Annotated in this window: 22 protein-coding genes; 5 read left to right on the plus strand and 17 right to left on the minus strand. The window is 52.6% G+C overall.

What is annotated here, in order from left to right:
• Positions 1-10: 10 nt before the first annotated feature.
• The 6 genes from HMF8227_RS11000 to HMF8227_RS11025 all read right to left on the minus strand — a co-directional run bounded on the left by HMF8227_RS11000 (position 11) and on the right by HMF8227_RS11025 (position 5,670).
• Positions 11-349 (minus strand): P-II family nitrogen regulator, encoded by a 339-nt coding sequence (locus tag HMF8227_RS11000; protein WP_109340215.1) that lies wholly within the window; start codon positions 347-349, stop codon positions 11-13.
• Positions 350-361: 12 nt separating this feature from the next.
• Entirely contained in the window at positions 362-1,198 is an 837-nt protein-coding gene (gene nadE, locus HMF8227_RS11005; protein ID WP_109340216.1) for an ammonia-dependent NAD(+) synthetase, read from the minus strand.
• Positions 1,199-1,320: 122 nt separating this feature from the next.
• A complete protein-coding gene (locus HMF8227_RS11010; protein WP_109340217.1) occupies positions 1,321-3,384 on the minus strand; it encodes a prepilin-type N-terminal cleavage/methylation domain-containing protein in 2,064 nt (687 codons plus the stop codon).
• A gap of 24 nt (positions 3,385-3,408) precedes the next feature.
• Positions 3,409-4,530, minus strand: coding sequence for a hypothetical protein (locus HMF8227_RS11015; RefSeq protein ID WP_109340218.1), 1,122 nt, complete (start codon positions 4,528-4,530; stop codon positions 3,409-3,411).
• A complete protein-coding gene (locus tag HMF8227_RS11020; RefSeq protein WP_109340219.1) occupies positions 4,523-5,152 on the minus strand; it encodes a hypothetical protein in 630 nt (209 codons plus the stop codon). The genes HMF8227_RS11015 and HMF8227_RS11020 overlap by 8 nt, the downstream gene beginning before the upstream one ends.
• Entirely contained in the window at positions 5,143-5,670 is a 528-nt protein-coding gene (locus HMF8227_RS11025) for a GspH/FimT family pseudopilin (protein WP_162558578.1), read from the minus strand. The genes HMF8227_RS11020 and HMF8227_RS11025 overlap by 10 nt, the downstream gene beginning before the upstream one ends.
• Positions 5,671-5,757: 87 nt before the next feature.
• On the opposite strand from HMF8227_RS11025, the gene HMF8227_RS15265 reads away from it, so the two are divergent.
• Positions 5,758-6,135, plus strand: a complete 378-nt coding sequence (locus HMF8227_RS15265; RefSeq protein ID WP_109340221.1) for a type IV pilin protein — start codon at positions 5,758-5,760, stop codon at positions 6,133-6,135.
• On the opposite strand, the gene ispH is transcribed toward HMF8227_RS15265, so the two are convergent.
• The 6 genes from ispH to murJ all read right to left on the minus strand — a co-directional run bounded on the left by ispH (position 6,132) and on the right by murJ (position 13,471).
• A complete protein-coding gene (ispH, locus tag HMF8227_RS11035) occupies positions 6,132-7,076 on the minus strand; it encodes a 4-hydroxy-3-methylbut-2-enyl diphosphate reductase (RefSeq protein ID WP_109340222.1) in 945 nt (314 codons plus the stop codon). The two genes, HMF8227_RS15265 and ispH, sit on opposite strands and share 4 nt — an antisense overlap.
• Before the next feature lie 4 nt (positions 7,077-7,080).
• On the minus strand, positions 7,081-7,515 hold the full coding sequence (gene fkpB, locus HMF8227_RS11040) for an FKBP-type peptidyl-prolyl cis-trans isomerase (protein ID WP_109340223.1): 435 nt from the start codon (positions 7,513-7,515) through the stop codon (positions 7,081-7,083).
• On the minus strand, positions 7,508-8,005 hold the full coding sequence (gene lspA / locus HMF8227_RS11045; protein ID WP_109340224.1) for a signal peptidase II: 498 nt from the start codon (positions 8,003-8,005) through the stop codon (positions 7,508-7,510). Before lspA ends, fkpB begins: the two co-directional genes overlap by 8 nt.
• The gene (gene ileS, locus HMF8227_RS11050; protein ID WP_109340225.1) at positions 7,998-10,826 is read right to left on the minus strand and encodes an isoleucine--tRNA ligase; all 2,829 of its coding nucleotides are present in this window, start codon (positions 10,824-10,826) and stop codon (positions 7,998-8,000) included. Before ileS ends, lspA begins: the two co-directional genes overlap by 8 nt.
• Positions 10,827-10,863: 37 nt before the next feature.
• Positions 10,864-11,793, minus strand: coding sequence for a bifunctional riboflavin kinase/FAD synthetase (gene ribF, locus HMF8227_RS11055; protein WP_109340226.1), 930 nt, complete (start codon positions 11,791-11,793; stop codon positions 10,864-10,866).
• 115 nt (positions 11,794-11,908) lie between these two features.
• Positions 11,909-13,471 carry a murein biosynthesis integral membrane protein MurJ gene (gene murJ, locus HMF8227_RS11060; protein WP_275425505.1) on the minus strand — a complete coding sequence of 521 codons (1,563 nt, stop codon included), beginning with the start codon at positions 13,469-13,471 and terminating at the stop codon, positions 11,909-11,911.
• A gap of 187 nt (positions 13,472-13,658) precedes the next feature.
• Between murJ and rpsT the strand changes: the two genes are divergently transcribed.
• The 3 genes from rpsT to olsF all read left to right on the plus strand — a co-directional run bounded on the left by rpsT (position 13,659) and on the right by olsF (position 16,693).
• On the plus strand, positions 13,659-13,922 hold the full coding sequence (gene rpsT / locus HMF8227_RS11065) for a 30S ribosomal protein S20 (RefSeq protein WP_109340228.1): 264 nt from the start codon (positions 13,659-13,661) through the stop codon (positions 13,920-13,922).
• A gap of 169 nt (positions 13,923-14,091) precedes the next feature.
• Positions 14,092-14,883, plus strand: coding sequence for a UDP-2,3-diacylglucosamine diphosphatase (locus tag HMF8227_RS11070; RefSeq protein ID WP_109340229.1), 792 nt, complete (start codon positions 14,092-14,094; stop codon positions 14,881-14,883).
• 112 nt (positions 14,884-14,995) lie between these two features.
• The gene (gene olsF / locus HMF8227_RS11075; protein WP_109340230.1) at positions 14,996-16,693 is read left to right on the plus strand and encodes a bifunctional ornithine lipid synthase OlsF; all 1,698 of its coding nucleotides are present in this window, start codon (positions 14,996-14,998) and stop codon (positions 16,691-16,693) included.
• Positions 16,694-16,725: 32 nt separating this feature from the next.
• Here the strand turns inward: olsF and HMF8227_RS11080 are convergent, their stop codons facing one another.
• Both HMF8227_RS11080 and dapE read right to left on the minus strand, forming a co-directional pair.
• Complete coding sequence (locus HMF8227_RS11080; protein ID WP_109340231.1) at positions 16,726-16,956, minus strand: hypothetical protein; 231 nt, start codon at positions 16,954-16,956, stop codon at positions 16,726-16,728.
• 39 nt (positions 16,957-16,995) lie between these two features.
• Entirely contained in the window at positions 16,996-18,165 is a 1,170-nt protein-coding gene (gene dapE, locus HMF8227_RS11085; RefSeq protein WP_109340232.1) for a succinyl-diaminopimelate desuccinylase, read from the minus strand.
• 189 nt (positions 18,166-18,354) lie between these two features.
• Here dapE and HMF8227_RS15120 point away from each other — a divergent pair, with 189 nt between their 5' ends.
• Entirely contained in the window at positions 18,355-18,531 is a 177-nt protein-coding gene (locus tag HMF8227_RS15120) for a hypothetical protein (protein ID WP_204101051.1), read from the plus strand.
• Positions 18,532-18,662: 131 nt separating this feature from the next.
• On the opposite strand, the gene HMF8227_RS11090 is transcribed toward HMF8227_RS15120, so the two are convergent.
• The 3 genes from HMF8227_RS11090 to HMF8227_RS11100 are packed head-to-tail and all read right to left on the minus strand — an operon-like array spanning position 18,663 to position 21,872.
• Positions 18,663-19,793, minus strand: coding sequence for a sodium ion-translocating decarboxylase subunit beta (locus tag HMF8227_RS11090; RefSeq protein WP_109340233.1), 1,131 nt, complete (start codon positions 19,791-19,793; stop codon positions 18,663-18,665).
• Positions 19,794-19,799: 6 nt separating this feature from the next.
• Positions 19,800-21,599, minus strand: a complete 1,800-nt coding sequence (gene oadA, locus HMF8227_RS11095) for a sodium-extruding oxaloacetate decarboxylase subunit alpha (protein WP_109340234.1) — start codon at positions 21,597-21,599, stop codon at positions 19,800-19,802.
• A gap of 12 nt (positions 21,600-21,611) precedes the next feature.
• Complete coding sequence (locus HMF8227_RS11100) at positions 21,612-21,872, minus strand: OadG family protein (protein WP_109340235.1); 261 nt, start codon at positions 21,870-21,872, stop codon at positions 21,612-21,614.
• Positions 21,873-21,920 lie beyond the last annotated feature (48 nt).

Below are 21,920 nucleotides of genomic sequence, written 5' to 3' on the forward strand. Positions count from 1 at the left end.
AAAACACAGATTAAACCGCGTCTTCGTTTTCTTCTCCAGTGCGGATGCGAACGACACGTTCCACATCATAAACAAAGATTTTACCGTCACCGATCTTGCCGGTTTGAGCCGTATTCATAATGGCTTCAATGGCTCGTTCGGCCTGCTCGTCACCCAATACCAGATCGATTTTAATCTTAGGCAGAAAGTCCACCTGATATTCTGCCCCGCGATACAGCTCGGTATGGCCTTTCTGGCGGCCAAACCCCTTAACTTCGGTGATCGTCATACCGGTAATGCCAATCTCCGCCAGCGCTTCTCTGACATCATCCATTTTAAAAGGCTTAATGATGGCCTCGATCTTTTTCATGTGCTGACCTCGTTATTCGTCGTCGTATATCGTCGGTATCGGACGGCGCTTATGTTGCGTGCGCTGATAAATATAGACTAGCTTCTCCGACACCTCGGGAGCAACCGCTTTCCCTTCCAAAAAGTCATCAATCTGGTCATAACTTAAGCCCAGCGCAGCCTCATCGGTTTTCTGCGGATTATTGCTCTCCAGATCGGCGGTGGGAGCCTTATCAATTATATGACGTGGTGCGCCCAACTCATCGGCCAGTTGGCGCACCTGACGTTTATTCAGGCCAAACAGAGGCGCCAAATCGCAGGCTCCGTCACCAAATTTGGTGTAAAAACCGGTAATATTTTCTGCCGAGTGATCGGTCCCCAGAACCAAACCGTCGACCATGCCGGCGATTTCATACTGAATGACCATACGCGTCCGTGCCTTTACATTGCCTTTGACAAAATCCTGCTTGTCCTCGTCATCAGGCAAGAGGCTCTGCTTAGCTAACGCTGTGGCGGTTTCGTCGTGAACCGCATCGGCCCCCGACTGCACATTGACGGTAACGCTCTTAGAGGGCTGAATAAAATCAATGGCGGCCTGGGCATCGTCTTCATCGGCCTGGGATGAATAAGGCAAACGCACGGCGATAAAGCGATGCTCTTCATGGTGCTCGGCATTCATCTCATCCACAGCAATCTGAGCCAGACGGCCCAATGTGCAGGAATCGATGCCGCCACTGATGCCTAAAACCAGATTCTTCAGACCGGAGCGACGCAGATGGGACTTCATAAAATTCACCCGGCGGGTGATTTCGTATTTCACATCGATGCTGGGCTCAACCCGCATCTCCTGAATAATGACGTTGGCGTCCATAGCGTACCTTGTTTGCACAGATGTGCCCCTATGATAAAAAAAAATACAGCCTAATGCTGTATTTTCTCTGGCTTTTTAAGCTGATGCCGGGGAAGTACTGCTCTCCTCCCCGGCGACCGGCATTACTCTAACTTAAGGATCAGGTTGTATTCGCGATTCGACGTGGCGTTCAGTGGTTCTATGAACGTCAGGGTGTCAGACTCGACAATTGAGCCATCTGGATACTCCAGCTTCATGGTCACTGTGTACTTCGCCGAGCTAAAGTTGAAGGTGATGCTGCCGTTCCAGTTCTCCGATACTTTGTCACAACTGTAGAAGGGAGTAGAGTTCCCTTTAGGCACTGAAACAGAGCACTTAAAGTTATTGGGATCGGCAACAATGCTCATGCTGCTGAGATCCACGTAACTGGCTTTCTGGGTATTGTTGGTTTCACAGGTTTCTTCGACAGTGGTGTTATTTTTGGTCACCATGGCGGTACACTTGATATCGCCGATCAGGCCGAAGAATTTCTCACTGGTGGCCTGACCATCCACTTCCACCTGCATGCTATCATCGGTTCTGGTGTTGTCGTTTTCATCTGGCGATACCGGTGTGGTTGCCGTGATACCGGCATTATAGGGATATGAGGTTACCGAAATATTGGTGCTCCCATCGGTCAGCGCCTCAAGACGCCCCCGACTGTAAGTACCATAGAAATCATTCTCGGGATCGACAATCGTAGACACCGCTTCCTGTGTGATACTGGCCACACTGGGATCGCCAGTGGACCAATTGGCCAGTAGTGTCAGATTAATGTCGTAAAAAGGCGTAATGGCCTTCCAGGTCTCATCACCGGCATTAATTTTATTGATAACGGCTTGTTGATGGCTGTTGGTCATCCGGTCCACATAGATACCACGAGCGATGATCTGATAGCCACCGGGGGGCACAACAATGTCCCGCCCTGAGGGCTTAGCGGGCGACGTCAGTCCCTTTATCGAATTTTTCACTGCTGACTCGGTGAAACTCTTATAGGCGTTAAGGTTGGCATCACTGAATAAATAAGTATCGTCAAAGGCGACAATATCCACCAGACGCCAGTCAGGGTAGAGCTTAAATAAACCATCCACCCGTTTGAACCGACACGCTTCTACGTAGGTATCGCCCACCGATGAAGCCAACGAATAGCTCCCCCCAGAGTAGTTATAATGCTTATGGGGACCGCCATCCTCGGCACGATAGTAATTGCCCTCGCTAATCATGGTTACCGTATCATGATGATCCTGACAGCAGGCATCGCACAACGCAGGCTGTTGGCTGTCGGCCGGCTTACCGGTCATTTTTGAAACCGTCTGGCCGGGCTCCACCTGCAGCTCGTCATCCTCCAGCACGGTCCGGTAGGGTGTCATGCCCTCTGCCGTACCCGCCAGTTGGCAGCGACAATTAACGGTCAGAAAGTCTTCCTGCTCCAGCTTGCTGACTTCATCCTGTTCGATGTATTTGATGGTCTCGAACTGGACTTCGATGTTATCCCCTTGTTTTTTCACATCCGGAACCGGCTTACTGGTTTCTACTTTCTCGTTATTCCCCAAATCGTAGGAGATCACATCCGGAGCCTGACCAGGCACATATTCCACTTCAGGAGACTTTTTGGCATTGGCCGATTCGTTCATCGCCTGTCGGCTGTCACTTTGCAGAACCGGTGCCACTGTACCTTCCAGTGACAGGCTGTGGGACTCCCCCTGATTATCCTTCCAGCCGATAGTGACGGTGACCATCTTCTGGGTTGGCCAGGAAGGGAGGTTTTGTGGCAGATCCGGATCGCCTGCATCCAGCCAGGTATCATCCTGATCATCGCCATCGGTATCGACAAAATACTGATCAGTCACCGTCCAGGTCCGGTTAAACGTGTAGCTGTTCCCCTGCTCATCGGTGAGTTCTATTGCTATATCGCCTGCGGCCAGGTCTCCGCCGCTGTTATCCCCGATATCGCCATAATCAAAGGCATTAGGATCGTCATTGAGGGAGGTAAAACTCCGTAAGTCTTCCAGTTTTTCCTGAGCCGCCTTAACGGCGATGGCGCGTAGGTTGGTTTGCGAGTCTTTCTTGATATACAGATTCTGCAGGCTGACATACCCCGTGACCCCCAGCATGATAATCAGTGAGGCCACCAGCATTTCAATTAAAGTAAAACCACGTGCTTTCATATTTATCTCCCAGAGCCTAGGGCCCTAAAAATCTCGCCAGCTGCCGGGCACTCGAGCCACTCGCTTAAAAGCGTCGTGCTGATCGATGGTGGCCAGCACATCAGCGTCATAGACCGCGTTATAGGTCCCGCTTGAGTTGCCAACTGGGTGGTTGGAGGCGACTGAACCATAGGTGTATGCACCACCGGCCATATCGATCTCAAAGTCTGCAGTCACACCCGGTTTGCGGAAGGAAAACAAGATACCGTAGAGGGACGCACCACCGTTCATGGTGATATCCCCGTCGGTCACAATCAGAATCACAGGATCATCGGAACTGCCCACCTGGGTATTACTGTTAATGCTGCAATCACCGTTTACCCAGACTAACCCCGTTGTATTAGCATCCAGTCCAGCGCAACTGCTAACCACCAGATCCGCTTCGGCCAAAAGTTGTGTCCACTGGTCCTCAGGCACGTTAAACAGATATTCCATGAGGTCGTCAGGAAAGTCCGGATCCTCGTCGACAATATCCAGGTTTTTAAAGCCCTTCTCCGAATAGGGATCAGTGCTGCAATTGCCATCCTGAAACTCCTGCAGACCGCAGGTGGTACCGCTGCCATTATTCATATCCACAAGAGAGTCGGTCCAGATGGAAAGAGGCACACCGGTGCCACCGCCGTTAGGGTTCGCCGTCACCTCAAAACTACCGCTGACATTCATACCGCCGGCAACAATCAAGGGCGCATCGGGTGGATTAGCCAGAATGCTGTAGATTAACGCCTGCTCCGAGATGGTCACATTGGCCTGACCGTCTGGCGAGCTTCCACTTGAGGTCAGAGTCACCAACGTCACCGTAGAGCTTTCACGATCGATATCCTGGCGGCTTTGGGTGATTTGAAACTGGGCATTATTGTCCAGATTACCATTGGTATCCGCAGTCCACTGAGGCTCTCTGGATAGTCTTCCCAAGGCCCGCATTACACCAGCCTCGGCAGCAGAAAAGGCCAGGCGATGATTTTGCTGATTAAGCAGTATGCGGTGCTCCAGGGTTTTAACCCGCCCAGTATAGAGGGTGGCACTGGTGACTATGGTTAACAGTAACACCGACGATACCAGAATAAGAGCGCCGCGCTGACGCCGCATGGAGGATAAGGACTTAATCATAACTGCGTACCAATACAATTTCCTGATAACGCCGGCTGATGTCCGTATCCGAGGGCAATACCCCCACCATAGTGATGGTGATCTCCCGACTGGTGACACCACCACTGACCAACGTTTGTTCAGCAAAGTTCAGCGCTGTAACTGTCACTCGGGAAGCATCGGTCAGGTCCTGCCAACCTTCATCGGTACAAAGCGCTCCCCCCTGACGCACCTCGATGGCACCATCACGCAGGCGGAAACCATAATTTTCATTTGGCGTTGTGTTATCCAAAGTACCATCGGCATCGGCGTCATAGGCGTATTCAATACAGCTGTCAGCCGCCTCACCGGCATAGGCACCAATGCTGATGGAATTAGCAAAAGATGAGGGACTGGTTGCCGGGTCAGTCACCATCTCTAAGGTAGTGCCATTAAAACCCGCCCGGCGAATATCCCCCGCCATGTATGACATAGCCGAGATAAGCTCTTCGGATAGGTGAGATTGCTGCATCAGTTTGGCGTTACTGCCGATTCCAAACCCGACTAATGAGGCGAGGATGGACAAAGACGCCAATCCCAGCGCCAGAGCAATCAGCAGCTCAACCAGGCTCGCACCGCGTTCATATCGACGGACTAAGCGCATGAGTCATACCCGGTCATATTACCCGACACCAAACAGATTCTTGCCCGGCCTAAATTGCTGAGTATGACTCTGAAAGTACTGCCGCCCAGAGTATACTCCAGGCTACCGGCGTTACCGGCCGACGTGCCTCGCATACCATCGAACTGGGATTCGCCGCCCACAAAGGTCATATTCTGCATCGCCACATCCCCATAGTCGGCAGCCTTAACCACCTGCTCCACGCCACGCACCTGACAACTGTTAGCCGCAGTACAGTCACAGCTACCGGTGTCACTCACTCCGACACACCAGTTGGCTCCACTGTTAAAGTCCACAGTGATATCACTGGCCTGACTAATGGCCTCGGATCGGGCAAAACGAAGGGTGAAATAGGTCGCCTCGCTGGCTCCCTTCAAATGTTGTGTCTGAAAAGCGGTCACAAACGACGGAGCGCCCAGCATCACGACAATACTGATGATGGCCACAGTGATCATAAGTTCCAGCAGTGAAATACCCGACTGGCGGTACTTTGTAAACAAATTACATACCCATTTAATATCGACTTGGACACGCTTTCGCGCTACATACATAGTAGACGATCCAGACAAAGACTAAGGTATGCAACAATGAGAAAACGTATTCGAGGGGTAACGCTGCTGGAATTAATGATCGTGGTGGCAATCGCCGGCATTCTGGTAACCTTGGCCGTCCCCTCCTATCAAAGTTTTATTGCCGAGAGTCGGCGCGGCGACGCCATCAAGCAATTATTGCAATTGCAAATGCAACAGGAAGGCTACAGGTTGGAAAACGCCAGCTACGGGGATGATGCGGATCTAACCCTGCCAACCAGCGACTACTACAGCTTCTCAATATCCAATGTTTCGGCCAATACCTATACCCTGACCGCTACCGCTAAATCGGGACAATCCAGCGCGGACTCCGCCTGTACTCCCTTGACTCTGGATCAATCCCAAAACAAGGCTCCCGCGGATTGTTGGGACTAACCGACCTGACGCACACGCAATTCTTTAGGAACAGCGAACTCGATGGTTTCCTCTCTTCCCGGCGTTTCTGTCACTTCGCTGGCTCCCAGTTGCTTCAGCCGTTCAATGACCCCCTGAACTAATACCTCAGGGGCCGAGGCACCGGCTGTAACCCCAACATGCTGAACACCCTCAAGCCACTGACTCTGAATACAACTGGCGCCATCAATCAGATACGCCTGAGCGCCCATTTTCTCAGCCAGTTCGCGCAAACGGTTAGAGTTAGAGCTATTTTGAGCCCCGACGACCAAGAGCACTTGCACTTTGGAGGCCAGCTCCCGCACCGCATCCTGACGGTTTTGGGTGGCATAACAGATATCATCCTTCCGTGGACCTTCGATGTTTGGGAATTTGGCTCGCAGCGCATCGATCACATCGGCGGTATCGTCCACCGATAATGTAGTCTGGCTACAGTAATAAAGCTGGCTGGGATCTTTAACCTTCAACGCGCTGACATCCTCAGGTGACTCCACCAGATAGATGCCGCCCACCGGGTTATCGTACTGGCCCATGGTGCCCTCGACTTCGGGATGCCCCTGATGGCCGATAAGGATACACTCCACCCCTTTTTTACTGGCACGAGTCACCTCCATATGCACCTTAGTCACCAAGGGACAAGTGGCATCAAAGACCTTCAGGCCACGACGCTCGGCCTCTCTGCGAACCGCCTGGGACACGCCATGGGCTGAGAAGATCACGATGCTGTCATCCGGCACCTCATTGAGCTCATCGACAAAGCGCGCGCCCCGCTCACGTAAACCGTTAACCACAAACTTGTTGTGCACCACTTCATGGCGCACATAGATGGGCGGCGCGAATATTTCCAGAGCCCGCTCGACAATAGTGATGGCACGGTCGACACCGGCGCAGAAGCCCCTTGGGTTGGCCAGATGTAGCTGCATAAAACTATTTAACCTCGATAATTTCTACGTCAAAGGTGACTTTATGACCCGCCAGTGGATGGTTAAAGTCCACGGTCACCGAGTCGCCGGTGACCTCCCTGACAATGCCAGGAATTTCCGCACCGCCAGGCTGGGTAAAGGCCACAATCATTCCCGGCTTGGCCGTCTGCGCATCAAAGTTACTGCGATCCATATGATGAACATTGTCTGGATTGGGTTGACCGAAGGCATCCTCCGGCTCCAGGGTAAAAGCTTTCTTATCGCCGGCTTTGAGCCCGAGTAAGCAGGCTTCAAAATTGGCGGTCAGACTGCCATCGCCCATACGCATCTTGGCGGGTTTGTTATTCACCCGGGTACTGTCTGCGGCCGAGCCGTCTTCCAATTTCAGATCAAAGTGTAGGATCACTTCACTGTCGGCCCCAATGATATTTTCAGTCATCCGTCTGTACCCCATTATTGCGGAAAGCATCGATCACCAGTAACACCGCTCCGACGCAAATAGCACTGTCGGCAATATTAAAGGCCGGCCAATGCCACTGCTGATAATAAAAATCCAGAAAATCGATCACATAACCAAACATAAGCCGATCAACTACGTTACCCAGTGCTCCGCCTAAAATCAGAGTAAAGGCACAGGGCAACAGGGCCTGTTCACGACGGCTTTGTTTCAGCCAGTATAAAATAAGACCGCTGATCACCACCGCAATCAGGGTGAACAACCAGCGCTGCCAGCCACCTGCGTTGCTTAAAAAGCTGAACGCGGCGCCATAGTTATGCACATAGGTCAGGTTAAACATCGGGATCACTTCGATGGTCTGGTAGAGATCCATATACTTAACCACCATCTGCTTAGTGACCTGATCGGCCACCAATACCAGCAGCGCGATCCACAACCAGCGCAAACCAGTTTGTTGGAACACATTAGGCATAATGGCGCTGCTCACCTTCACCGTCCACGTTGGTCACACAACGGTTACACAACTCAGGATGCTGCTGTTGCTGCCCCACATCGGTACGATAGTGCCAGCAGCGCACACACTTGTCGCCATCAGATTTCGCCACTGTCAGCCACAGTCCCTCTACCTCGGTCTCGGTGGCTGAAGCTGGTTTGTCAGCGCTATTCAGAACCGTAACTTTTGATGTCAGCAAGACAAATCGCAATTCGTCTTCCAGTTTAGCCAACGACTGAGCCAGTTCATTGTCTGCGTAGAGCGTGAGCTCGGCTTGTAGCGAGCCACCTATCACATCTTCGCGACGGGCCTGCTCCAGCGCCTTATTAACCGCTTCTTTCACATCCAGAACCTGCTGCCAGTAGGCATTACCAAACTCATCCTGAGTATTCAGGTTCTCCAAAGTCTGATACCAAGTACCGGTAAAGACATACTTATCACGCTCACCCGGTAACTGTTGCCAGATTTCCTGAGCAGTAAAGCTCATGATCGGCGCCATCCAGCGGGTCAGGGCTTCGGCGATGTAATACAGCGCCGTCTGACAGCTTCGGCGGGCCACACTGTCGGCCTTAGCCGTATACTGACGATCCTTGATGATATCCAGATAGAAACTTCCCAGTTCGATGGAACAGAAATGCATCAGCTTCTGCACTACCACCAGCAGATCGTATTGCTCGTATGCGGTCAACAGCTCTTGTTGTAACGCCTTAGCCCGACCCACAGCCCAGCGATCCAGCGCCACCATCTCCTCCATAGGTACCAGATGCTGCTCAGGGTCGAAGCCGTTAAGGTTAGCGAGCAGGAAACGCGCGGTGTTACGAATACGACGGTAAGCATCGGCTGAGCGTTTCAATATCTCATCGGATACGGTCATCTCACCGCGATAGTCGGTGGAGGCTACCCACAAACGCAGAATATCGGCACCCAGCTTGTTCATCACATCCTGAGGCGCCACCACATTGCCCAGGGACTTGGACATTTTCTTGCCCTGAGCGTCCACGGTGAAGCCGTGGGTCAACACCTCTTTGTAGGGGGCGTGGCCTTTAGCGGCAGTAGAGGTCATCAGGGAAGACATAAACCAGCCACGGTGCTGGTCTGAGCCTTCTAAGTAAAGGTCAGCGCTGGCCGGAATGTCGTCGCGACGATCCACCACAAAATAATGTGTCACGCCGGAGTCAAACCATACATCCAGAGTGTCTTTCACCTTCACATAGGTATCGGCATCATCCCCCAGCAGCTCTTTAGCGTCCAGATCCCACCAAGCCTGAATGCCGCCTCTCTCTACTTCCTGAGCGACCCTCTCCAGCAGCTCCAGCGAATTGGGGTGCAGCTCGCCGCTGTCTTTATGCACAAACAAGGCGATCGGCACACCCCAGGTGCGCTGTCGTGAAATACACCAATCGGGACGACCTTCCACCATGCTCTTGATGCGGTTTTCACCCCAGTCGGGGATCCACTTGGTCTTAGCAATTTCTTTCAGGGATTGCTCGCGCAGACCATTCTTATCCATGGAGATAAACCACTGAGGTGTGGCGCGGAAGATGATCGGCGTCTTATGGCGCCAGCAGTGCGGGTAGCTGTGCTCATAGGCGTGGTGATGCACCAGGCGGCCCTTTTCTTTTAGCAGCTCAACGATATTGTCATTGGCTTTGAACACATGCTGACCAGCCAGTAGTGGCGTATCGTCCAGATAAACACCATTAGCGCCCACAGGATTGACCGTCGGCAAGCCGTACTGACGACCCACGTTAAAGTCGTCCACACCATGGCCGGGCGCAGTATGTACACAACCCGTACCTGAATCTGTAGTGACGTGATCGCCCAGAATCATCAACGAATGGCGATCATAGAAGGGATGCTCCACTTTGAGCTTGTCCAGCGCCGCGCCTTTGCAATAGCCCAGCGCGTGGTAATGATCGATACCGAAGCGGTCCATACAGTCTTTCACCAGCTCCGAGGCCAGGATAAAGCGCTGCTTGCCCTGCTCGGTCTCGGCCTGAACCAGACAGTATTCAAGTTTGGGACTGACAGCAATGGCCTGATTGGCCGGTAAGGTCCAGGGGGTGGTGGTCCAGATCACCACCGACACCGGCCCTTCACCAGTATGACCTTCAGGATGTTTAAAGGCCTCAACAAACGTAGCCTCATCAACAACAGGGAAAGCCACATCAATGGAGGGCGAGACTTTGTCTTTGTACTCAACTTCGGCTTCGGCCAGCGCCGAACCACAGTCAGTGCACCAGTGCACCGGCTTAAAGCCTTTCTCAAGATGCCCTGCCTTGATGATATTGCCCAGCTCCCGAATGATATCGGCCTCGGACTGGAATTCCATGGTCTTGTAAGGTTTATCCCACTCGCCCAGCACGCCCAGGCGAATGAAATCGGTTTTCTGCCCCTGAATCTGCTTTTCAGCATATTCACGGCACTTCTGACGAAACTCGGCCTCGGTGACCTTCTTACCCGGCTTGCCGACTTTCTTTTCTACCTGTAATTCGATGGGTAGACCATGACAATCCCAACCGGGCACATAGGGGGCATCGAAATCCGACAGGGTCTTGGATTTAACGATAATGTCTTTGAGGATCTTATTTACCGCGTGACCAATATGGATATTGCCATTGGCATAGGGAGGGCCATCGTGCAGCACAAAAGGCGTTTTGCCCTTTTTGGCTTCACGAATTTTGTAATAGAGCCCGTCCTGAGTCCACTGTTCCAACATACCCGGTTCCCGCTTGGCCAGGTTGCCACGCATGGGAAATTCGGTCTCCGGCAAATTCAGGGTGTGCTTATAATCGCTCATCGATCCTCTTTTCCAGTTAATCGCGCTTCGCGCGCTATCATTGTTCGACTGCCAAACGGTCACGCGCCTGCTGCGCATCCGCCTCGATTTGCTGTTGTAACTGACTCAGAGAGTCAAACTTAATCTCATCCCGGATCCAACTGACCAGCTCGACACTGATCGTCTGTCCGTAGAGACTGCCACTAAAATTAAACAGATGCACTTCCAGTTGTGAGCGCTCGCCGTTAATGGTCGGGCGGGTGCCGATGTTCGCCACCCCAGACCAGCTTTTCTCTGCGTTGTGCACTTTGACCGCAAAGACACCTTTCACCGGCGCCTTACACCGGTTAAGCAGCACATTAGCGGTGGGAAACCCCAATTGCCGCCCACGCTTATCGCCATGCACCACTTTCCCCTCAATGCTGTAGGGACGGCCTAACATAGCCTCGGCACGCTTGAGATCCCCTTTAGCCAGAGCCTCACGCACTGCGGTAGAGCTGATGCGCCGATCAAACACCCGGAAACTGTCGGTGCTGACGACGTCAAAACCAAATTCCTCTCCGGCGCGCTGCAGCATGGAAAAATCGCCTTCCCGGCCATGACCAAAACGGAAATCATCACCTACCACCAAAAAACGCACGCCCAATTGTTTCACCAGCAGATCCTGGATGAAAAAGGAGGCCGACTGATTGGCAAAACGACGGTTGAAACGCACGCACAACAACCTGTCCACGCCTAATTTCTTTAACTGGCGATACTTATCCCGCAGACGACTCAATCGCGCCGGCGCCGAATCCGGAGTAAACAGCTCTTCGGGCTGCGGTTCAAACACCATCACGGTGGCCGGTAGCTGTAATTCTCTGGCCTTCGCCAGGAGGTTTTTCACCACCGCCTGATGCCCCAGGTGCACCCCATCAAACTTACCGATGGTCAACACGCAGCCAGAGTGTCGAGGTCGGATATTGTGCAAGCCCCGGATCAGTTCCAACGGATTCCCCTTTTTAAACGAGTGGCGCGCCGCATTGTAAAAATCCCGCGATTATAACTGACTGGGGAGCGAATAAAAGAGTTGTACCTGTGATCCTGTCTTCCTGAGTGATGATTCAGGGGCGAGTTCGAAAGTCAGCCAACCGAATGCCTAAGACAAGCGCCATGATGACCAGACTGATAAAACCAAGGCCGATCATTTCGGTCAGTTGCCATATCTGAGCAGTCAGGTCCCAGTGCTGCCAGGCGTCTTCCTGAGGGCGCTGCCATAACAGAACAGCCACCATGGCAGCAGAGGCCAACAGGATGCGTACCAAAAACCAAATACTGCGGCGACTCAAACGATACACCTCCAGTCGATGTAACTTTTGGTACAAAAAGACCGCATTTAAGGTGCCGGACAAAGCCGTCGCCATGGCCAGGCCTACATACCCAAAAGGGATCGCCAGCATGGCATTAAATACCATATTCAACGCCATGCACCAGATGCCGTAGCGCACCGGCGTTTTGGTATCCTGACGTGAGAAAAAGCCGGGCGCGAGTACCTTAACCAACATCAGTCCCCACAGGCCACTGACATAAGCCAGCAAACTGTAGGACGCCATGCGGGCATCGTCGGGGGTAAAGGCACCGCCTTCGAACAACACCATTAAAATCGGGTAGCCCAGAACCATCAACCCTGCTGCTGCGGGAATGCCCAATGCTGAGACCATACGCACCGACCAGTCCATATTCATCGCAAACCGACGGCTGTCTGCCTGAACATGATTGCGTGAAAGCGCGGGCAGAATCACCGTGGCGATAGCGATACCGAAAAGACCAAGGGGGAACTCCAGCAAACGATCAGAGTAATACAGCCAACTGATTGACCCGGTCATCAGAAAACTGGCGATAAAGGTATCGAACAACAAATTGATCTGGCCGACCGAGACCCCAAATAAGGCTGGGATCATTAGCTTACGCACCTTAGTCACACCTGGGTCCTTCCAGCCCCAGCGAGGTTTGACCAATACCCCGGCCCGCCACAGAAAAGGCAGTTGAAACAACAGTTGAATCACACCGCCGACAAACACGCCCCAGGCCAAACCGATACCCGGCTCAGCCATACCCGGAGCCAACCAAAGTGCAGCGCTGATAATGGCCACATTGAGTAATACCGGGGTAAAAGCCGCCACTGCAAAGCGGTTTAAGGTGTTAAGTATCGCGCCGGATAATCCGGTTAAGGTAATAAAAAACAAATACGGGAAGGTGATCTTCAGCATCAACGCGGCCAGTTCAAACTTATGGCCTTGAGGCCCGTCGTTGAGATAGTCCACAAACCAGCCGGTACCAAACAGGGCTGCCAATACCGGCGAACCGATAACACCCAGCAATGTTACCACCAGTACGATGCTGCCCAAGGTGCCTGCCACCCTGGCAATAAACTGTCGCTGACGAGTGAGGTTTTCTATCTCGTTGACTTCGCTCAGCACAGGCACAAAGGCTTGAGCGAACGCCCCTTCGGCAAACAAGCGCCGTAAAAAGTTAGGAATTTTATTGGCAAAGAAGAAGACATCGGCTGCCGCACCAGCGCCCATCAGATTGGCTATCACCACATCGCGCACCAAACCGAGGATGCGGGACAGGAAAGTCATCACACTGACCACTAGGCCGGATTTTAATAGGCGTGAGGACGACAAGCTAACTCTCTGAATGTTGGTTGGATTTATCCATTATGCGGGATAAGCGTACAATGTAGAAGCCCAGAGAGACGCTAAGGCAGGAAAACCGCTGTCCAATAATCCAGCAAAACGGTTGACGTAAGCTGTCAATACTGGAATAATCCCGCACCTTAAATTTTGACTAGAATTTTTTGGGAGTTATACCTTGGCTAACATCAAGTCTGCTAAGAAGCGCGCCATCCAGGCTGAAAAGCGTCGTAAGCACAATGCCAGCCGTCGTTCAATGACGCGTACCGCGATGAAAAAAGTCGTAGCCGCGATCAAAACCGGTGACAAATCTGCTGCGCAAGAAGCTTTCCAGAATGCTGCGCCTCTGCTGGACCGCATGGCAACCAAAGGCTTGATCCACAAAAACAAGGCAGCCCGCCATAAGAGCCGTCTTGCTGCTAAGATCAAAGCCCTGGCCTAATTCCAGCTTCGATGAAAAAAGCGCCCGAGGGCGCTTTTTTTGTGTCCGCTATTTATCCATTGTCATCAAACCGTGACATTCTGTCACCGGATGTTCAACAATCGGTCAACAAAGCGTAAAAACCACTGCCTAGCCTGATATCCGAATACGACTGATACGGGCGCAACTCATGACTCACTACCGCACAATCTGGTTATCCGATATCCATCTCGGCTATAAAGACTGCAAGGCCGAATACCTGCTCAACTTCCTCGATCATCACACCATGGATACCCTGTATCTGGTGGGAGATATTGTGGATATGTGGTCCATGAGCCGACAGTTCCTGTGGCCGGATTCTCATAACCGCCTGTTTCACCGTTTACTGACGCTGCCCGAGCAAGGCACCCGTGTTATTTACCTACCCGGCAATCACGACGAACCCTGTCAAAAGTACGACGGCATGGCCTTTGGCGATATTGAAGTTCACCGCCAGTACATTCACACCACAGCGCAAGGAAAGAAGCTGTTATTGCTGCACGGCGATCAGTTCGATCAGGAAGTGTGTTTCGGTCCACTACACGCCTGGATGGGCGATAAGCTCTACGACCTACTATTGTTTACCAACCGCTGGTACAACAAAGTCCGCAGCGCGTTCAATCACCCCTACTGGTCTCTGGCTGGCTACATAAAAGGACGGGTTAAAGGCGCCAATGAAGCCATCGCACGCTACCGTGACATCGGTTGCCGACGGGCCGAAGAAATGGGACTCGATGGCATCGTGTGCGGACACATCCACCATCCGGAAGTGGTTAAACAAAATGGGATCCTGTACTGCAATGACGGCGACTGGATCGAAAACTGTTCGGCTCTGACCGAAGATCACCAGGGCAGTCTGGAACTGGTTTACTGGACAGAGGTGCGCCAACAGCATGCCCCCGTGGACATACAGAGAAACAAACAACGTCAGGAAGCGGCCTGAGCCACACTGGACGAGGGCGTCATAAAACCGCCATAAAAGCCTCACAAAACCGTCATTCGAGCCCCCTACACTGTTCGACAAATGGCTTACTTTAAAGGTAATACCGTCGACCATGTTTACCGTTAACGATGTATTACAGAAACACTATCCTCAGCTGAACAACCGCCCCTGGTTGTTTAAGTCGCTAAGCTTTGTATTACGCCACCTGCTGCATGAGCAGGAATGTCAGGACTTCGCTAAAGAATACCCCTATTTACAGGGACTGGAATTTGTCGAGCAGGTATTGGAGTATTTTAATTTCAGCTACTCCTGTCGGGCCAGTGAACGGGAGCGCATCCCCACTCAGGGTCGGGTTGTGATCATCGCCAATCATCCCATCGGCTCGCTGGATGGGCTGGCGCTGCTCAAGATGATCAGCGAAGTTCGCAGCGACATTAAGATTATCGCCAATGAAATGTTGATGGCTATTGAGCCGCTGCATGAGATGCTACTGCCGGTGAACAATATGCACGGTGGCACCGCCAAGGACCACCTTGCCAGGATCCAACACCATCTGCGAAGCGAAGGGGTAGTAATTATATTCCCTTCCGGCGAGGTATCCCGTCTCAGACCGCAAGGGGTCAGAGACACCCGTTGGCGCAGCGGCTTTTTGCGGATCGCGGCCTCGGCCAAGGCACCCATTGTGCCTATCTTTATCGATGGTAAAAACTCGCCTCTGTTTTACGGCGCATCCATGCTCTATAAGCCACTGGCTACGATGCTGCTGGTAACAGAGATGTTCAAGCACCGCAAACAACACCTGCCCATGCGGGTTGGCGAGATGATCCCCTATGAGGCCTATAATCAGCCGGGCTTGTCGGTTCCCCAAAAAGTCAAGCTGATGAAAAAACACTTGTACCGCATCGGCCATGGCAAAGCCAGTATCTTCGCCACTCAAAAAGCCATTGCGCTGCCCGAAGATCGCCAGCACCTGCAAAAAGCCATTCACAAAGAGTGTCAGCTATTGGGCCACACTGCCGATGGCAAAGACATCTATCTGTATAACTACAGCGGCAGCTCCCCGATCATGCGGGAAATTGGCCGCCTGCGGGAGGTCGCCTTTCGCTCCGTGGGCGAAGGCAGCAACCGCCGCCGGGATATTGAACATTACGACAGTTACTATCACCATCTGGTGCTGTGGGATAAGGGTGAACTGGAGATCGTTGGGGCCTACCGCTTTGGCAATGCCGCCAGGTTAGCCGAGACGGGCCACCCCTGCGGACTCTACTCGGCTAGCCTGTTCCATTTTGGCGAGCGTATGACCCCCTATCTGGACCAGGGGCTGGAGCTCGGCCGCAGCTTTGTCCAACCTAAATACTGGGGCAAGCGCAGTCTCGATTACCTGTGGTATGGCATCGGCGCATTTTTAAAACAAAACCCCAATTACCGTTACCTGTTTGGCCCGGTTAGTATCAGCGGCGCCTTCCCTGCAGGAGCCAAAGATCTGCTGGTGCAGTTTTACCAGCTTTACTTCGGTGGCGATAACGATGTCGCCGTATCCAATCAGCCCTATTCTCTGCCGGAAGAACTTAAAGATGCGTTCAGCGGAGAAGATTACAAGGAAGACTTTAAAAAGCTCAAACACCTGCTTGCCAATATGGGCACCTCGGTCCCTACCCTTTATAAGCAGTATACCGAGCTTTGCGAGCCCGGGGGCGTGCAGTTTTTAAGCTTTGGCGTGGACCCGGATTTTAACGATTGTGTGGATGGCCTGGTGTTGGTAGACATCACCAGGCTGAAAGAGAAAAAGCGTAAGCGTTATATTGCCTGACAACCTCAGGCAGGATTTAACGCTAACCTGACTTAATCTCTGTCATTGTCGCAGCTACACGCCAACTCTCCGTGCGCTTGTTGCCATTCGCTGTACAAATGCGCCGGACAGCTCTGGCGAATACTGACACAGCGGCTGCCGTTATAGCTAATGGTCTGGCCGCTGGCGTTGCCCAAAGCATTACCTGCTACCTGCTTCCACACCGGAGACTGGGTTGAACAGCCGCTAATGAAAATGGCGACGGACACCAAGACAACCTTCATGATGCTTACTCCTTGTCATCTTAAGCTGTCAGCCTAGAACTAAACCAGCAGCGATTCAAGCAGATCGGTATAAATGTCTTCCAGCGTGGCCAAGTCGCCAATATGAATGCGCTCGTTCACCTGATGAATGGTTTTATTGGGTACGCCCAGTTCCACAACCTGGGTATCGCCGCTAGCAAAGAAACGCCCATCGGAAGTGCCGCCTGAGGTGGATAACGCCGGGAAGCGGCCCGTATTTTTATGGATGGCCTGTTCCACTACCGTAATCAACCCATCCTCATAATGGGTAGGGGTCAAATACGGCATGCAGGGTCGCTCCCATGTGAGCGTGTGCTCTACGGCTAGCTCCGCTAGACGTTTTTCGATCAGTCCAATGATGGCGATCTCATCGTAACGATCGCTGTAGCGCACGTTAAAGCACAATGAACACTGCCCGGGTACGATATTGTCGGTAAACGCCCCCGAGTCAATGTGAGTGACCTGCAAGCTGGTGCCGGGGAAGTCCTGACTGCCTTTATCCCAGGATATGCTGTTTAAAGTGTTAAGCACGTCGCCCATGCCATGAATGGCATTCTCGGAGTACTGAGGATAGGCCACATGGCCTTGTTTCCCCTTAACCCAAATACGGCCGGAAATGGCACCACGACGGCCCACTTTCACGGTGTCGCCGGTCTGCTCACTGGCCGTGGGCTCGCCGACAATACAGTAATCCAGGTTCACCTGATGGTCATCCAGCCAGGCTTTGATTTCCTTAGACCCGAATTCGGCCTCGCCTTCTTCGTCACTGGTGATTAGAAACAGAAATCGCCGATTCACCGGCAGGCCTTGTTCCAGATGACGCTCAATAGCGGCTAACATAGCCGCGACACCGGTTTTCATATCGGCAGCCCCCCGACCGATGAGTTCGTTCCCCTGAATCCTGGCCTCAAAGGGCGGCGACGACCATTTATCCAGCGGTCCGGGTGGCACTACATCGGTATGCCCGGCAAAAGCCACTGCATTGGGCCCGTGACCAATACTGGCAATCAGGTTGCTGACCCCTTCAATGGACAGGTGAAAACACTCGAAGCCAATCTTCGACAGCTTATCCGCCAGCCATTTCTGGCAACCGGCATCCTCTGGCGTAATAGAGCGGCGACGGATTAGTTGACGGGCATAGTCGATGGAGCGAGCATTGAGTGCAGGGTGGGTCTGCTGAGCGGCGGTCATGATCTCTGTTAACAGGAAAGTTTCACAATAGGCCTATTGAACAGGCCGACAATGACAATCATATTGCAGAATCATGTCTATCCCATGACAATCCATCGCCCCTTGTCATGCGTAAGAGTTCGCATAGAATCAATGTCATAAACTTAAATCAGTCGGTGAGACTGATTCAAAACCAAAAGGAAAGGCTCCTTGATTAGGCTTTTATTTCTTATCCCTGTGGTGCTCTGTTTTATCTGGTTTCTTTACCTGCGCCACAACGGCTACAGCTTTGAGCAGGGCAAGAAAGGCTATCTGTATATTCTGATTGTGTCGGCGGTGATCGCTGCCTTCTACAGCTTTATGCTCTGGGTGACTCACCTGGAGTGAATCGGAGCGTCTCGAAACAGCAAAGGGACTCGCCGTTCACAGCCAAGAGCCGCAACGGGGCAGCCCATAAGGGGAAGCGGCGAGTCTTTGATTGAGTGGCGCCCTTTCTAAGAGCGCCCAAAGCCGAGTCGTTAGCCCACCAGCGCCAACAATATGCCGGCAGCTACGGCCGAGCCGAGTACTCCGGCCACATTCGGGCCCATGGCATGCATCAACAGGAAGTTATGAGGATTCGACTGAAGACCGACCTTATTTACCACCCGCGCGGCCATCGGCACTGCAGAGACGCCTGCCGCACCGATAAGCGGGTTGATAGCATCCTTACTTAAGCGATTCATCAGCTTAGCCATCAGAATGCCTGCTGCTGTGCCAATGGCAAAGGCCAGCGCCCCAAGTGCCAGAATGCCTAAGGTTTCCAGCGTCAGAAATTTATCTGCCGACAACTTAGAGCCCACCGCCAGACCCAGAAAGATGGTCACTACATTAATCAACTCGTTTTGAGCCGACTTGCTCAACCGGTCCACTACGCCGCTTTCACGCATCAGGTTGCCCAGACAGAACATGCCCACCAGTGGCGTTGCCGAGGGCAGGAACAAAATGGTCAGAACTACCACGCCCAGCGGAAAAAGAATCTTTTCCCGCTTGGATACGGTGCGCAGTTGCTGCATCTGGATCTCACGCTCTTCGGGTGAGGTCAGTGCTTTCATAATCGGTGGCTGAATAATAGGCACCAGTGCCATATAGGAATAAGCTGCTACCGCAATGGCCCCCAGCAAATCCGGTGCGAGCCGGGACGCCAGGAAAATGGCCGTGGGTCCGTCTGCCCCACCAATAATAGCGATAGCCGAGGCATCCTTAAGCGTAAACTCGAAGCCGGGGATAAAATTCAGCGCAATAGCACCAAACAGAGTGGCAAAGATACCAAACTGCGCCGCCGCCCCCAAAAGTAGCATTCTGGGGTTGGCAATCAGCGCGCCAAAATCGGTCATCGCGCCTACGCCCATGAAGATCAGCAAGGGAAACACGCCCGTATCGATCCCCACCTCATAAACGTAATACAATAAACCGCCCGGGTCAGTAAATCCCGCCAATGGAATGTTGGTCAACAAGGCGCCAAAACCGATGGGCACCAACAATAATGGCTCGAACTTCTTCACAATGGCGAGGTAGAGCAACAAAAGCCCCACCGCCATCATCACTAACTGACCACCCTCAAAATTAGCTAAGGCGGTGGATTCCCACAGTATTTGCAACTTCTCCATGGCCGATTACCCTACGGTCAACAAAGGCTGGCCAGATTGAACGGCATCACCTTCTTTCACCAGAATCTCAGCCACGGTGCCATTGTGAGCAGCGCGTACTTCTGTTTCCATTTTCATAGCTTCCATGATCATGACCACATCGCCTTTTTGCACTTGCTGGCCAGTAGAGACCTTAAGTTTGATCACATTGCCCGCCAGAGGCGCATTCAGGGTTTCAGCACCCTGCACTGACGTGCTCTGAGGCACGGGTTCCGCATCGTCTCCACCACTGGGAGTGATGCTTTCCAGTTCGCCACCTTCGGCCACTTCAACCTGATAAACCTTACCGTCCACACGGACCGAGTAACTGGCTGCGCCCTGAGTACCGCTGGTTTTCGCTTCTTTAGCCGACGGCGCCGGACTGGCAGAAGTGCCTTCGGCCGTAGGTACGGGCTCAAAGGCATCGGCATTGCCCCGGTTTTGCAGGAATTTAAGGCCGACTTGAGGGAAGAGTGCGTAGGTCAGCACATCATCAATCTTGTCCTTGGCCAGTTGAATGCCCTTCTCTTCGGCCACTCCATCTAGCTCTTGTTGCAGACTGTCCAGCTCATCGTCAATCAGATCGGCCGGACGACAGGTTACTGGCTCAGCGCCTTCCAATACTCGCTGTTGTAACTCTTTATTCACTTCACCGGCAGTCGCACCATACTCACCTTTGAGTACGGCTGCCGTTTCCTTAGTGATGCTCTTATAACGTTCGCCAGTCAATACGTTCAACACCGCCTGGCTACCGACGATCTGTGAGGTGGGCGTCACCAGTGGAATGTAGCCCAGATCCTTGCGCACCGCGGGGATCTCTTGCAACACATCATCCAACTTGTCTTCTGCGCCTTGCTCACGTAGCTGGTTTTCCATATTGGTCAGCATACCGCCGGGCACCTGGGCTACCAGAATACGAGAATCTACCCCTTTGAGGCTGCCCTCGAAGCGGGCGTATTTCTTACGCACTTCGCGGAAGTAAGCCGCGATCTCTTCCAGTTTGACCAGATCCAAACCGGTATCACGCTCGGTGCCTTCCACCATAGCCACCAAAGTTTCGGTAGCGGAGTGACCATAAGTCATACTCATGGAAGAAATGGAGGTATCCAGCATATCAATACCCGCATCGATGGCCTTCTGATAGGTCGCCGTGCTCAGTCCGGTAGTCGCATGACACTGCATGGTAATGGGCACTGCAACTGCGTCTTTAAGCTGAGTGACCAGCTCCTCGCAATCATAGGGTTTAAGCAGGCCCGCCATATCCTTGATGCAGATAGAGTGAACGCCCATGTCTTCGAGTTCACGGGCCATATTGACCCACAGTTCTGTCGAATGAACCGGACTGACGGTGTAAGAAATAGTGCCCTGGGCATGGGCACCGCTATCCACCGCCGCCTTGATGGCGGTCTGTAGATTGCGCATATCGTTCATTGCATCGAAAATACGAAAGACATCCACTCCATTGGTATGCGCCCGCTCGACAAACTTACGTACAACATCATCGGCATAATGGCGGTAGCCCAGCAAGTTCTGACCTCTGAGTAACATCTGCTGGCGGGTATTGGGCATGGCTTTTTTCAATTCGCGAATCCGATCCCAGGGATCTTCTCCCAGGTAACGAATACAGGAGTCAAAGGTCGCCCCGCCCCAGGACTCCAAAGACCAATAGCCGATCTGATCCAGCTTTTCAGCAATGGGCAGCATATCGTCGAGGCGCATACGGGTCGCCAGCAAAGACTGATGACCATCCCTGAGAACAACGTCAGTTAACTTGAGTGGGTTAGACATGGAGACTCCTGATTATGATTTATTTCGATGTTGGTGGATCGCGGCGCTGATCGCCGCAATCACAGCCTGGGAGGGTTTGCCGGTGGTGGCCGATTGCGCCGGACTGCGCATTGCCGGTGCCTCATCGCTTTCGGTGGCAGGTAATAACCGATGGACAACACCAATAAGATGGATGGCGCCGATCACCAGCACCAGAAAAATAAACACCACCGACATTCCGGTTAGCATCAACATGCCCGCATCGGCCAGTAGCGCAGAAACCTCTGAATTCATTGTTATTTGGCTGTGATGAATGATGCTTTGATAAGTACCATGTGAGAT

The sequence above is a fragment of the Saliniradius amylolyticus genome (assembly GCF_003143555.1).
Taxonomy (GTDB): domain Bacteria; phylum Pseudomonadota; class Gammaproteobacteria; order Enterobacterales; family Alteromonadaceae; genus Saliniradius; species Saliniradius amylolyticus.

Bases quoted from the DNA above. Each gene is read 5' to 3' on its own strand.
- HMF8227_RS11070 (WP_109340229.1), top strand. From the start codon at position 14,092: ATGACTCACTACCGCACAATCTGGTTATCCGATATCCATCTCGGCTAT.
- lspA (WP_109340224.1), bottom strand. From the start codon at position 8,005: ATGCCTAATGTGTTCCAACAAACTGGTTTGCGCTGGTTGTGGATCGCG.
- ileS (WP_109340225.1), bottom strand. From the start codon at position 10,826: ATGAGCGATTATAAGCACACCCTGAATTTGCCGGAGACCGAATTTCCC.
- nadE (WP_109340216.1), bottom strand. From the start codon at position 1,198: ATGGACGCCAACGTCATTATTCAGGAGATGCGGGTTGAGCCCAGCATC.
- ispH (WP_109340222.1), bottom strand. From the start codon at position 7,076: ATGCAGCTACATCTGGCCAACCCAAGGGGCTTCTGCGCCGGTGTCGAC.
- HMF8227_RS11010 (WP_109340217.1), bottom strand. From the start codon at position 3,384: ATGAAAGCACGTGGTTTTACTTTAATTGAAATGCTGGTGGCCTCACTG.
- HMF8227_RS11015 (WP_109340218.1), bottom strand. From the start codon at position 4,530: ATGATTAAGTCCTTATCCTCCATGCGGCGTCAGCGCGGCGCTCTTATT.
- olsF (WP_109340230.1), top strand. From the start codon at position 14,996: ATGTTTACCGTTAACGATGTATTACAGAAACACTATCCTCAGCTGAAC.
- HMF8227_RS11000 (WP_109340215.1), bottom strand. From the start codon at position 349: ATGAAAAAGATCGAGGCCATCATTAAGCCTTTTAAAATGGATGATGTC.
- dapE (WP_109340232.1), bottom strand. From the start codon at position 18,165: ATGACCGCCGCTCAGCAGACCCACCCTGCACTCAATGCTCGCTCCATC.
- HMF8227_RS15265 (WP_109340221.1), top strand. From the start codon at position 5,758: ATGAGAAAACGTATTCGAGGGGTAACGCTGCTGGAATTAATGATCGTG.
- oadA (WP_109340234.1), bottom strand. From the start codon at position 21,599: ATGTCTAACCCACTCAAGTTAACTGACGTTGTTCTCAGGGATGGTCAT.
- HMF8227_RS11080 (WP_109340231.1), bottom strand. From the start codon at position 16,956: ATGAAGGTTGTCTTGGTGTCCGTCGCCATTTTCATTAGCGGCTGTTCA.
- HMF8227_RS11100 (WP_109340235.1), bottom strand. From the start codon at position 21,872: ATGAATTCAGAGGTTTCTGCGCTACTGGCCGATGCGGGCATGTTGATG.
- HMF8227_RS11090 (WP_109340233.1), bottom strand. From the start codon at position 19,793: ATGGAGAAGTTGCAAATACTGTGGGAATCCACCGCCTTAGCTAATTTT.
- HMF8227_RS11020 (WP_109340219.1), bottom strand. From the start codon at position 5,152: ATGCGCTTAGTCCGTCGATATGAACGCGGTGCGAGCCTGGTTGAGCTG.
- fkpB (WP_109340223.1), bottom strand. From the start codon at position 7,515: ATGACTGAAAATATCATTGGGGCCGACAGTGAAGTGATCCTACACTTT.